This window comes from Rhizobacter sp. J219 (genome assembly GCF_024700055.1).
In the GTDB taxonomy this organism is placed as follows: Bacteria; Pseudomonadota; Gammaproteobacteria; order Burkholderiales; family Burkholderiaceae_C; genus Rhizobacter.
The window spans coordinates 2,404,520-2,416,454 of sequence record NZ_JAJOND010000001.1 but is presented as its reverse complement, the minus strand read 5'-3'; the positions used below and the strand labels follow the sequence as shown (position 1 = coordinate 2,416,454).

Here is an 11,935-nt window from a genome sequence, read left to right as displayed (position 1 = left end):
CCGGGGCGGAATTTTGCCGGTCGTGCGTGAAGGCTCACCCCGTGTTTGCGCCGACATGGCGCACGATCGGTGACAAATTCCTCGCTTGCCCGGGGTTCACGCTGGCGGGCCGGCATGGAACAGTCGCCCGCTTTGCAACCAAGGACAGCCTCTCCATGCGATGTGCCGTGATCTGGGCCGCTCTGCCCGTGCTGGCTGCGATCAGCCCCGCCGGTGCGCAAAGCACGCCGAACGTGCTCGACCCGGTCGTGATCACCGGCCAACGGGTGCGCGAGAGCGCTTTCGACGTGCCTGCGGCGATCACCGCCGTGAGCCGCGACGTCATCGAGGGCGGCGGCCCGCAGGTCAACCTGTCGGAGGCGCTCAACCGCGTGCCCGGCCTCACGGTGCTCAACCGCCAGAACTATGCGCAGGACCTGCAGGTGTCCATTCGCGGTTTCGGGTCGCGCTCGACCTTCGGCATCCGCGGCGTGAAGGTGATCGTCGATGGCATTCCCGCCACCATGCCCGACGGCCAGGGGCAGGCGTCGAACGTCTCGCTCGCGTCCACCGGCCGCATCGAGGTGCTGCGCGGCCCGATGGCGCAGCTGTACGGCAATTCCGCCGGCGGCGTGATCCAGGTCTTCAGCGAAGACGATGTCGCGCAGCCGACCGCCACGGTCACCACCGCCGTCGGCCCCTACGACCAGCGCAAGCTGGGCGTCAAATACAGCACCACCACCGCCGACGGCGACGGCATCCTGCTCGACGCCTCGCGCTTCGAGACCAACGGCTACCGCGAGCACAGCGCCGCGCGCCGTGGCCAGTTCAATGCTCGCTGGCAGCGCGACATCACCCGCGACACGCATGTGAGCGTCCTGGTCAACGCGCTCGACCAGCCCGACACCCAGGACCCGCTCGGCCTCACCCGTGCCCAGATGGACGCCAACCCGCGCCAGGTGGCACCGCTCGCGCTCTCGCAGGACTCGCGCAAGACCGTGCGCCAGAACCAGCTCGGCAGCGTGCTCGAGCACCGCTTCAGCGAAGACACGCTCTTCACCGGCCGCGTCTACCTTGGCGAACGCAATCTCTTCAATGCGCTGAGCATCCCGCTCGGCCCCCAGCTCGCCGCCACCCACAGCGGCGGCATCGTGCGTTTCGAGCGGGGTTACTCCGGCCTGGGCGCACAGCTCTCGCATCGCGTGGCGCTGGACGAAGGCCGCGCCCTGCGCCTCACCGGCGGCATCGAGGTCGACCGCATGCGCGACCGCCGCCAGGGCTACATCAACGACGGCGGCGTCGAAGGCGCGCTCAAGCGCAACGAGCGCAACGTGGTCGACAACCGCGACGCCTACCTGCAGGCCAGCGCCGACCTGCTGCGCGACTGGACCTTGACCGCCGGCCTGCGCAGCATCGACGTGCGCTTTCGCACCCGCGACTTCTTCACCACGGCCAATGCCGATGACAGCGGCAGCGTGCGCTACAACGGCGTCAACCCGGTCGCCGGCATCACCTGGCATGCGTCGCCCAGCCTCAAGCTTTACCTGAACGCTGGCCGCGGCTACGAGACGCCGACCTTCAATGAGCTGGCCTATCGCAGCGGCGGTGCGACCGGCCTCAACACCGACCTGCGCGCTTCCAGCAGCCAGCATCGCGAACTCGGCGCCAAATGGAAGCTCGACGGTGCGCAGCGGCTCGACGTGGCCGTCTTCGACATCGACACGAAGGACGAGATCGTGGTCGAGAGCAACTCCGGCGGACGCTCCACCTTCCGCAACGCCGGGCCCACCGAGCGCCGCGGGCTCGAGCTGATGCACGTGGCGCTGTGGCCGAACGGCCTGCGCAGCACCCTGAGCCTCAACCTGCTGCGCGCCCGCTTCGAAGACGGCCGCCGCCTGCCCGGCGCCGCCGAGCGCCAGGCCTTCGCCGAGCTGGCCTGGGCACCGAAGGCCGCCTGGGCCGGGTTCAACACCGGCGTGGAAGTCGTGCACACCGGCACGCTCGCCGTGAACGATGGCAACACCGAGTTCGCCCCCCTGCGACCGTGCTCAACCTGCGCGCCGGCTTTGCCCAGTCGCTGGGGAGCTGGCGCTTCACCCAGCTCCTGCGCCTGGACAACGCCACCGACCGCCGCTACGCCGGCTCGGTGATCGTCAACGAGGCCAACGGTCGTTTCTACGAGCCGGCGTTGCCGCGCCACTGGCTGCTCGCCGTGAGCGCAAGCCACGCCTTCTGACAAGGCAATGGCCGGCTTGTCAGAATCGGCGTCTCAATGCGACGGAGGCGGTATGAGCATGGACACCATCACCCTGGGCGGCGGCTGCTTCTGGTGCACCGAAGCGGTCTACGAGCGCGTGAGCGGCGTGGTCGCGGTCGAGTCGGGCTATTCGAACGGCCACGTGATCAACCCGAGCTACGAGCAGGTCTGCACCGGCAACACCGGCCACAACGAAGTCGTGCGCGTGAGCTTCGACCCCGATCAGATCAGCCTGCGCGAGCTGCTCGAGATCTTTTTCGTCGTGCACGACCCGACCACGCTCAACCGCCAGGGCAACGACGTGGGCACCCAGTACCGCTCGGGCATCTACGTCAATTCACCCGAGCAGGAGAAGGTGGCGCGCGAGGTGATCGCCGAGATGGCCGCGAGCAACACCTACCGCTCGCCCATCGTGACCGAGGTGCTGCCGCTGGCCAACTACTCGCGGGCCGAGGACTACCACCAGCACTACTTCGCCCAGCACCCCAACCAGGGCTACTGCGCATTCGTCGTCGCGCCCAAGGTCGAGAAATTCCGCAAGACCTTCGCAAGCCGGGTGAAAGCCGCCTGAACCCTGTCCCCCGCGCGCACGCCCTTCGTTGCGGTGTGCGTGATTTGGCAACGGCCTCGCTCCCCCCGGTGGTTCTCCTGTGAAGGAAGGGGGGCGGGGTCGATAGACTGCCGTTACCGCTTGTGACCGGTCGCTCGCCTGCGCGGCCGCGACATCTCTGCATGGATGGCATCGAACAACTGTGGTGGCGCGCACCCGGCCTCGCCCTGAGGCTTGCGGCAGCGCAGCAGCCGCATGTGCGGGGCGAGGCGGACGGCTGGCAACTCAACCCCGCGGCCACCGCATGGGCCGCCCAGCGCGGACTGCCCGAACAGCACTGGCCGCTGTTTGCGGCTGACCTGCGGGCGCGGCTGGATGCGGGCCAGACCGATGGATGTGCTGGCGTGGCGGCCACCGGCATCGAATTCAACTGGACCGCCGTTCCGCTCGACGGCGGCTGGCTGGTCTGGCTCGATGTCGCGCAGGCCGAGGTGGAGCGCCTGACGCACCGGCTCGACATGGTGCAGACGCTCAGCCGCATGGCCTCGTGGGAGCGCGACCTCGCCACCGGCGTCAGCCGCTGGGATGCGCACATGTACGAGTTCCTCGGGCTCGACCCGGCGGCGGGCATGCCGCGCACCGATGCCAACCTGCAGCTCGTGCACCCCGACGATCGCGAGCGCCTGCAGGCCGAGTACGCGCGATTCGCCCAGGCCGCCGGCCGCTACGAGACGCACTACCGCATCGTTACGCCCGCCGGTGCCGTGAAAGACGTGCGGGCGCTGTGCGAAGTCGAGAACGGGCCGCAGGGTGTGCCGGCGCGCATCACTGGTCTCATGATCGACGAGACCGAGATCGCCGACCGCCTGCGCACCAGCGAGGCCACCGCCGCGCTGTGGGTGCGCGCGGTCGACCTGGCCGCCGTGGCGCTGTGGCGCCTGGACCTCCTCAACCAGCGTGTCTACTTCAGCGACTGGGGCTACCGCATGCTCGGGCTCGACCCGGTGGCCGACCAGCTCACGGTCGAGCAGTTGCGCGAGCTGATCCATCCCGACGACCGCGCGGCGGTGGTCGCCGCAGCTGAGGAGGCCATCAACACCCGCGGTGTGGTCGACGTCGAGGCGCGCTACCGGCATCGCAGCGGCCATTACCGCAACCTCTACACGAGGCGTGTGGCGGAATACGACGCGCGGGGCAACGCCATCGGCCTGTCGGGCGTGACGATCGACATGACCGAAGAGATCGCCGAGCGCGAGCGTGCCAAGGCCTATGCGCTGCGCATCGACCGCGTGACCAACGCCGCGGGCGTGGGCATCTGGAGCTATGACATCGAGGCGCGCCAGATCGAATGGAACGAGCAGATGTATCGGCTCTACGGCATCCCGCGCGACCAGCCGCCGCCCTTCAACGAGGCCTGGCTGCAGATGGTGCACCCCGACGACCGCGCCATCGCGCGCGACCACCGCCCGGTCATCGGAACCGGCCCGCAAGGCCTGCACGCCGAGTTCCGCATCGTGCGGCCCAACGGCGCGGTGCGCTGGGTGGCCTCGTGGTCGCGGCGCGAGGTGCTGGGCAACCGCGAGCTGGCCTTCGGGGTCAACCTCGACATCACCAACCTGCAGCGCACGCAGGCCGAGCTGCGCCAGACGCAGGAGCGTGCGCGCCTGGCCACCGAGTCGGCCGGCATCGGCACCTGGGAGCGCGACCTGCGCACCGGCCGCGCCAAGTGGGACGCGCAGATGTATCGCCTGCGCGGCCTGCCCGTCGGCCCCGAGACGCCGCCCGACGACATGCGCTACGCCGCCTACCACCCCGACGACCTGGAGAACATCAACCGCAACAAGTCGCGTGCCGGCAAAGACGGCGACAGCTACGAGAACGAGTTCCGCGTCGTCTTCCCCGACGGATCGATCCGCTGGCTCGCCACCCGCGGCCTCGTCAAGCGCGACGCGCACGGCGACCCCGAGCGCATGCTCGGCGTCACCTGGGACATCACCGAGCGCCGCCGCGCCGAGCAGGCGCTGCGCGAGAAGGCGGCGGCGGTGCAGGCGAGTGCGGCCAAGAGCCAGTTCCTCGCACGCATGAGCCACGAGCTGCGCACGCCGCTCAATGCGGTGCTCGGTTTTTCCCAGCTGCTGACCAACGACCTGGCCGATCGCCTGAGCGCGCAGCAGCGCCAGCGGGTCGACCGCATCCACTCTGCCGGCCTGCACCTGCTCGCGCTGATCGACGATGTGCTCGATCTCGCCACCATCGAGTCAGACGCCTTGCCGCTCACCTACGAGACGGTGTCGCTGCAGGCCTCGCTCGACGACGTGCTGCAGTGGACGCAGCTGCAGGCCTCGCAGGCGTCGGTGCAGATCCACGCGCAGACGCCGCGCGCCTGGGTGCGCGCCGACCCGCGGCGCGTGCGGCAGATCCTGTCCAACCTCATCAGCAACGCGATCAAGTACAACCGGCCGCAGGGCCAGGTGTGGATCGCGTGCGATGCCGTCACCCACCGCGACCAGCCGGCGTGGACGCTCTCGGTGCGTGACACCGGGCGTGGCCTCACGGCCGAGCAGTGCCAGCAGCTCTTCCAGCCCTTCAACCGGCTCGGCGCCGAGCGCGGCACCATCCCGGGCACCGGCATCGGCCTGGCCATCGTGCACCACCTCGTGCGCCTGATGGGCGGCGACCTGACGGTGACGAGCGAGCCCGGCCGCGGCAGCGAGTTCCGGGTCACCCTGCCGGCGGAGCAGCCGCCCGAAGTCGACGAACGCGAGCCGCACACCGCCTTCCATGCCGACCTCGGTGGCGACGACGTGGCCAGCAGCGCGCGGCTCAACGTGCTCTACATCGAAGACAACCCGGTCAACGTGGTGCTGGTGCAGGAGCTGGTGGCGCTGCGGCCCGACGTGAGCCTGAGCGTGGCGGTCGACGGTCTCTCAGGCGTGAGCCGTGCGGTGGCCGAAGGGCCGCATGTCGTGCTGGTCGACATGCAGCTGCCCGACATCGACGGCTTCGAGGTGCTGCGCCGCCTGAAGGCCGAGCCGCTGCTCTCGCACACGACCATCGTCGCGCTGTCGGCGAATGCGATGCCCGAAGACGTGAACCGTGCGCGCCAGGCGGGCTTCGACGACTACTGGACGAAGCCGATCGACTTCCATACGTTCCTGCGCAACCTCACGCGGCTCGCGCAGTCGCACCTGACGCATTGAGCGCTCAAGGCGCGAGTCGTTCCCTGACCCAGAGGCCGGCGTCGAGCCGATAGCGCAGCCGATCGTGCAGCCGAGACTTGCGGCCCTGCCAGAACTCCCAGGTGTCGGGCACCAGCCGGTAGCCGCCCCAGTGCGGTGGCCGTGGCGGCGACAGCGCATAACGTGCGGCGGCCTTGGCCGCGTTGGCCACCAGCACGGCACGCGACGAGATCACCTGGCTCTGCGGCGAGGCCCAGGCGCCCAGGCGGTTGTCGAGCGGGCGCGAGTTGAAGTACGCATCGGACTCTTCGGCGCTCGTCTTCTCGACACGGCCCTCGATGCGCACCACACGCTCCAGCTCGACCCAGTGGAACTGCAGCGCCGCCTGCGGGTGCGACGCCAGCTCCCGGCCCTTGCGGCTTTCATAGTTGGTGTACCAGACGATGCCGCGCGCATCGAAGCCCTTGATGAGCACGATGCGCGTCGACGGGCGGCCGCCTTCGCCCACGGTCGCGAGCGTCATCGCGTTCGGCTCGGGCACCTGCGCATCGAGTGCCTGCTGCAGCCACAGGCCGAACTGCTCGAGCGGGTCTTCGCGCGAGGCCTCCTCGTCGGCTCCGGCTCGCTCGTAGCTCTTGCGCAGGTCGGCGATGTTTTGCGTCGTCATGCGGGTGAGTATAGAAACACAGGGCGCGCAAAGCGGTATACCCTCTGCGTCGTTTTTTCCTCTGAGAACCCTTGGCCATGACCCAGTTGAACGTCAACGGCAAGACGGTGAACGTCGTCGCCGATCCTTCCACGCCGGTGCTGTGGGCACTGCGCGACAACCTCCAGCTGACCGGCACCAAGTTCGGCTGCGGTGCCGCCCTGTGCGGCGCCTGCACCGTGCACATCGACGGCCAGCCCACGCGCAGCTGCGTGACGCCCATCTCGGCCGTGGGCACGCAGAAGATCACCACCATCGAAGCCATGGCCGACGACAAGGTGGGTCGCGCGGTGCAGGCCGCGTGGATCAAGCACGACGTGGCGCAGTGCGGCTACTGCCAGAGCGGCCAGATCATGAGCGCGGTGGGCCTGCTGAGGGCCAAGCGCCGGCCGACAGATGCCGACATCGACGCCGCCATGGCCGGCAACGTCTGCCGCTGCGGCACCTACGCGCGCATCCGTGCGGCGATCAAAGACGCCGCCCAGTCGCTGGCCTGAGGAAGAGTCCACGATGAACTACGACCACCTCATGTCGCGCATCGGCGCGCAGCAGGCCACCGCAGTGGGCCGCCGCAACTTCCTCAAGCTCGGTGCCGGTGCGGGCTTCGCGCTCGGCGTGTTCTCGGCGGCTGACGATGCCGCCGCCCAAGCGACGACCCAAACGCCGGCAGCGCCCAAGGCCGCGCTCAAGCCGACCGAGCAGCCCAGCGCCTTCGTGCGCATCGACACCGACGGCACGCTCACCGTGCTCGTCAACCGCCTCGACTTCGGCCAGGGCGTGATCACCAGCCTGCCCATGCTCGTGGCCGAAGAGATGGATGCCGATTGGTCCAAGGTGCGCGGCGAACTCGCGCCCGCCGGCGATGCCTACAAGGACCCAGGCTTCGGCATCCAGATGACCGGCGGCTCCAACTCCGTGCGCAACTCGTGGCAGCAATACCGCCAGCTCGGCGCGCGGGCCCGCGCGATGCTCGTGGGCGCCGCGGCGCAGCGCTTCGGGGTGGCGCCGTCGACCTGCCGCGTGTCAAACGGTGTGGTCACCGCGGGCGGCAGGCGCGCGACCTTCGGCGAACTGGCGGCCGACGCGATGAAGCAGCCGGTGCCCGAGACGGTCACGCTCAAGAACGCGAAAGACTTCAAGCTCATCGGCAAGCCGATCGGCCGACTCGATGCGCGGGCCAAGGTGACCGGCGAGCAGCAGTTCGGCATCGACACCCACGTGGCCGGCGCGAAGACCGTGTTGCTTCTGCGTCCGCCGGTGTTCGGCGCCAAGGTGACGAGCTTCGATGCTGGCAAGGCGCGTGCGGTGAAGGGTGTGGTCGAAGTGATGGAAGTGGCGCTCGACCGCGGCGCAACGGGTCTTGCCGTGATCGCCGACGGCTACTGGCCCGCCAAGATGGGCCGCGATGCGCTGCAGGTGGTGTGGAACAGCAACGGCGTCGAGAAGGTCGACTCGCAGAAGCAGCTTGCGCAGTACCGCGAGCTGGCGGGCAAGCCCGGCACCAAGGTGCGCGAGGCCGATCTGTCGAAGCTCGCCTCGGCGCCGAAGAAGATCAGCGCCGTCTTCAGCTTCCCCTACCTCGCGCATGCGCCGATGGAGCCGCTCAACTGCCTGATCGACTTCGACGGGCGCACCTGCAAGATCACCGCCGGCTCGCAGTTCCAGACCATCGACCAGGGCGCCGTGGCCGCCGTGCTCAAGCTCAAGCCGCAGGACGTGCAGCTCACCACCGCGATGGCAGGCGGTGGCTTCGGCCGGCGTGCGGTGCCGAGCTCCGACTATCTCGTCGAAGCGGCACGTGTCGCCGACGCGTGGCGGCTCGCCGGCCACTCGGGGCCGCTCAAGATCGTTTGGAGCCGGGAAGACGACATCCGCGGCGGCTACTACCGGCCGATGCATGTGCACCGTGCCGAGATCGGCTTCGACGACAAAGGCCAGGTGCTCGGGTGGAGCCACACCATCGTCGGCCAGTCCATCCTGATGGGCACGCCCTTCGAGGCCTTCATGGTGAAGAACGGCGTCGACAGCGTGATGGTCGAGGGGGTGGCCGACACGCCCTACCAGCTGCCGCTGGCGCTGCAGATCCATCACCCCAAGGTCAACGTGCCGGTGTTGTGGTGGCGTTCCGTAGGGCATACCCACACGGCGTTCGTGATGGAGACCTTGGTCGACGAGATCGCACGCAGCACCGGGCAGGACCCGGTGGCCTACCGACGCCAGCTGCTGGGCGACGCGCACAAGCACCATCTTGCGGCACTCGACCTGGCGGTCGACAAGTCGGGTTATGGCCGCAAGCTGCCCAAAGGCCATGCCTTCGGGGTGGCGGTGCACGAGTCGTTCGGCTCGGTCGTGGCGTATGTGGTCGAGGCTTCGGTGCGCGACGGGCAGCCGGTGCTGCACAAGGTGACCGCCGGCGTGTCGTGCGGCACCGCGGTGAACCCGCTGGCCATCGAGGCGCAGGTGCAGGGTGCGGCCTTGATGGCGCTGGGCACCACCTTGCCCGGTGCGGCCATCACGCTGAAAGACGGCGTGGTGCAGCAGAGCAACTTCGGCGACTACACGGTCGCGCGCATGCCGCAGATGCCGTCCATTTCGGTGCACATCGTGCCGAGCACGGAAGCCCCGACCGGGATGGGGGAACCGGGCCTGCCCCCCTTGGCACCGGCGTTCGCCAATGCCATCGCGCGCCTCACCGGCAAACCCCTGCGCACGCTGCCATTCGAGCTGAGTTGGTTCTTGTATGGGGCTGTCGACTTACTCAAAATGCCTTACGGGGAAGGCCTTAAGTGAAGCCCCCACTATCGTTTGAAGGGCCGAAATCCGATTCTTGATGCAGGCGGACCGCAGTGGAGCCGCCAGCATTGGGAGTAAGGCCGCATGAAGTCACGGCCAGCAGTGGTGGTGTTGGCAGCAGGCCGTGGCTCGCGCTTTCGGGGGCTGCACCACAAGCTGGTGCAGACGCTGGGCGCGTCGACGGTGCTGGCGACGACGATCTCGAACGCGCTGGCCACGCAGATGCCGGTGCTGGTCGTCACCACCGAGCCCCTGGCCGAAACCGTCGGCCGCCACGTTGCCACGCGCGACATGGTGGTGCTGCCCCCCGCCGGCTCGCCGGCCGCCCAGGCGCTGGGGATGGGCTACTCCATCGCTGCCGGTGTGGCGGCGCGCTCCGACGCTTCGGGCTGGCTCCTCCTGCCGGCCGACATGCCGATGGTCCAGACCTCAACATTGCGCCAGGTGGCTGCCGAACTGGACAGCCATGCCATTGCATACGCCCAGCACCGAGGGCTGCGCGGCCACCCGGTTGGCTTCTCGGCCGAGCTTTACTCCGAACTCGTGATGCTCACCGGCGATGAAGGTGCTCGCCGGCTTCTCGCGCGCTACCCGGCAATGGGGGTGGAGGTCGATGACCCGGGCGTGCTGCTCGACGTCGACACCGAAGACGATCTCGCCCGTGTGCGTGTCGCGCAGCGCGAGATGCAGGTTCGCGAAGCACGCTGATCCAACCGCCGCGCTGCTGCCGGCACCCAGCCTCGCTCAATCGGTCAGCGCATGCTGGCGTGCGAGCGCCACCACGCGCTCGATCTTCCGGTCGTGGATGCCATGGGCCCTGAGCGCCTGCGCCGTCTCCAGCACGTAGGCCAGCGTGGTGCCATAGCGGCCGCTGGCGTGGCGCAGCACTCTGAGCAGATGGGCGTCGTCGATCGGGCCGGTGTAGTTGGGACTTTCCCGGCTGAGCGTGAAGCCGAGCGCGGTGACCGTGCCGCTGGCGGTCTGGCAGGCGAGCCAGCGTGGGTCGTAGACGCTGTTGGGCATCTCGCGTGCCCACAGGCGTGGCAGCTCGTCGTCCACCCGGTTGCGGGCGATGCGATAGACCATGCCGCGGCAAGAGCCGCCGCCCACGAGCGCAAACACCAGGCCCGGCCGTTCGGGCGTGCCGCGGTTGATGCGCGACTGCATCTCCAGCGCCCGGTGCCACCCGTGCACGCGTGCGAGGCGTTGTTCGGTCGACTCGAACTCGGGCCGCCAGATCAGCGAGGCGTAGCCGAACACCCAGAGGTCGCCACGCCCGCCCCAGGTCGCGCGCACCTGCTCCAGCAGGCGGGCCGGTTCGCGCTCGGGTGACAGCGGGCGCAAAGGCGGGGCGAGGTTCATGGCAGGCAACGACTCCACAGCCCGTGCTGACCTCTGCGAAGCCTCACGGGGCACTGGCCTCCGCTTCGCCCGCGGGCACCGCGATGCCCAGCGCGAGGGCGGTGCTCAGGAACCAGAGCACCTCGAATGCCGACAGGCCGCTGGCCGCTGCCGCTTCGCCGACGCCCATCGCGCGCTGCGTCCACGCCGCCACCAGCCGCGGGGCACTCGGGCGGGTGAGGGCGGCGGGCTCCGGCGCGCCTTTGAGCTGGTAGCGACCGTTGATCGTGCGGGGCGAGACGCCCTGGTCGATCAGCGTGTGCGTCAGCCCCCACAACAAGGTCGACACCCGCAGTGGGTGGCTCTCGCCCGGCCATGGCGTCGTGTCTGGCGCGCGCTGTGGCTCGGCGAGCTGCAGTGGCCGCTGCAGCAGTTCGGCCTGCGGCAACGAACTGCTGATCTCGCCGGTGCGGAAGTCGACCACCAGGGCGTGCCCGCCGCCCACGCCAAGCAGGGTGCGCCGGCGCTCGCCGGCGAGCAGCGCGCCGACCAGGAGGTCACGCAGCGCGTGCAGGGCCATGCGGGCATGTTCGCGCTGCACCGCACTGCGCGCCAGGTCATACAACGCGGCGGCCGCTTCCAGCACTTCGGTCATGCCGTTGACGCGCACCGGTGAGGCCACCGCCAGCCCGCGTGGTGAATCGGCCGCTTTGGTGTCGCGGGGTGTCAGGCGCACCAGCACGCGGGGCGGCGCGACGTAGTGCGACCAGTCGTGTGGCACGAACAGCGTGGTGCAGGCGTTGGCGTCTTCGACCCAGCGCAGGCGCAGGCCCGACTGGCCGTCGAGCAGGCGTGTCATGGACACCAGCACCGCGCGGTCGCGTGCATCCAGACCGATCGCGGCAATGTCGAGCGAGCGCACCCCCGGCAGTGAGGCGTTTGTGGATGCAGGACTGGCGGCAGGAGGATCAGCGCGTTCGGGCATGGAGGCTCGACAAGTGCTCGCAGCATGCGACGCAGGCCAGTCTACTAGCGCTGCCGGGCGCTGCGTGCACCGACCCGTAGGAGATGCCCCACAGCGAGTGCCGGCCGGGGCTGATACGGCCTGCACACGCGGCGTCCTAAGGTTG

9 protein-coding genes are annotated in these 11,935 nt (G+C 69.3%); 6 read left to right on the top strand and 3 right to left on the bottom strand.

Annotation, left to right across the window (positions count from 1 at the left end; all coding sequences use genetic code 11):
• Positions 1–155: 155 nt before the first annotated feature.
• The 3 genes from LRS03_RS10975 (at position 156) to LRS03_RS10965 (ending at position 5,986) form a co-directional block, all read left to right on the top strand.
• Positions 156–2,129, top strand: coding sequence for a TonB-dependent receptor family protein (locus LRS03_RS10975; protein ID WP_257825464.1), 1,974 nt, complete (start codon positions 156–158; stop codon positions 2,127–2,129).
• A gap of 138 nt (positions 2,130–2,267) precedes the next feature.
• Positions 2,268–2,807 (top strand): peptide-methionine (S)-S-oxide reductase MsrA, encoded by a 540-nt coding sequence (gene msrA / locus LRS03_RS10970; protein WP_257825463.1) that lies wholly within the window; start codon positions 2,268–2,270, stop codon positions 2,805–2,807.
• 161 nt (positions 2,808–2,968) lie between these two features.
• Positions 2,969–5,986: a PAS domain-containing protein gene (locus tag LRS03_RS10965; protein ID WP_257825462.1), complete on the top strand. Its 3,018-nt coding sequence runs from the start codon at positions 2,969–2,971 to the stop codon at positions 5,984–5,986.
• A gap of 4 nt (positions 5,987–5,990) precedes the next feature.
• Here LRS03_RS10965 and pdxH read toward each other — a convergent pair whose 3' ends face one another.
• The gene (pdxH, locus tag LRS03_RS10960; RefSeq protein WP_257825461.1) at positions 5,991–6,632 is read right to left on the bottom strand and encodes a pyridoxamine 5'-phosphate oxidase; all 642 of its coding nucleotides are present in this window, start codon (positions 6,630–6,632) and stop codon (positions 5,991–5,993) included.
• A 77-nt stretch (positions 6,633–6,709) separates the two neighbouring features.
• Here pdxH and LRS03_RS10955 point away from each other — a divergent pair, with 77 nt between their 5' ends.
• The 3 genes from LRS03_RS10955 to LRS03_RS10945 all read left to right on the top strand — a co-directional run bounded on the left by LRS03_RS10955 (position 6,710) and on the right by LRS03_RS10945 (position 10,172).
• Positions 6,710–7,168 carry a (2Fe-2S)-binding protein gene (locus tag LRS03_RS10955; protein ID WP_257825460.1) on the top strand — a complete coding sequence of 153 codons (459 nt, stop codon included), beginning with the start codon at positions 6,710–6,712 and terminating at the stop codon, positions 7,166–7,168.
• Positions 7,169–7,181: 13 nt separating this feature from the next.
• The gene (locus LRS03_RS10950) at positions 7,182–9,461 is read left to right on the top strand and encodes a xanthine dehydrogenase family protein molybdopterin-binding subunit (protein WP_257825459.1); all 2,280 of its coding nucleotides are present in this window, start codon (positions 7,182–7,184) and stop codon (positions 9,459–9,461) included.
• An 87-nt stretch (positions 9,462–9,548) separates the two neighbouring features.
• Complete coding sequence (locus LRS03_RS10945) at positions 9,549–10,172, top strand: nucleotidyltransferase family protein (RefSeq protein ID WP_257825458.1); 624 nt, start codon at positions 9,549–9,551, stop codon at positions 10,170–10,172.
• Positions 10,173–10,208: 36 nt separating this feature from the next.
• Here the strand turns inward: LRS03_RS10945 and LRS03_RS10940 are convergent, their stop codons facing one another.
• Positions 10,209–10,826: a gamma-glutamylcyclotransferase gene (locus tag LRS03_RS10940; protein WP_257825457.1), complete on the bottom strand. Its 618-nt coding sequence runs from the start codon at positions 10,824–10,826 to the stop codon at positions 10,209–10,211.
• A gap of 43 nt (positions 10,827–10,869) precedes the next feature.
• Positions 10,870–11,790, bottom strand: a complete 921-nt coding sequence (locus LRS03_RS10935) for a hypothetical protein (protein WP_257825456.1) — start codon at positions 11,788–11,790, stop codon at positions 10,870–10,872.
• Between the last annotated feature and the right edge of the window lie 145 nt (positions 11,791–11,935).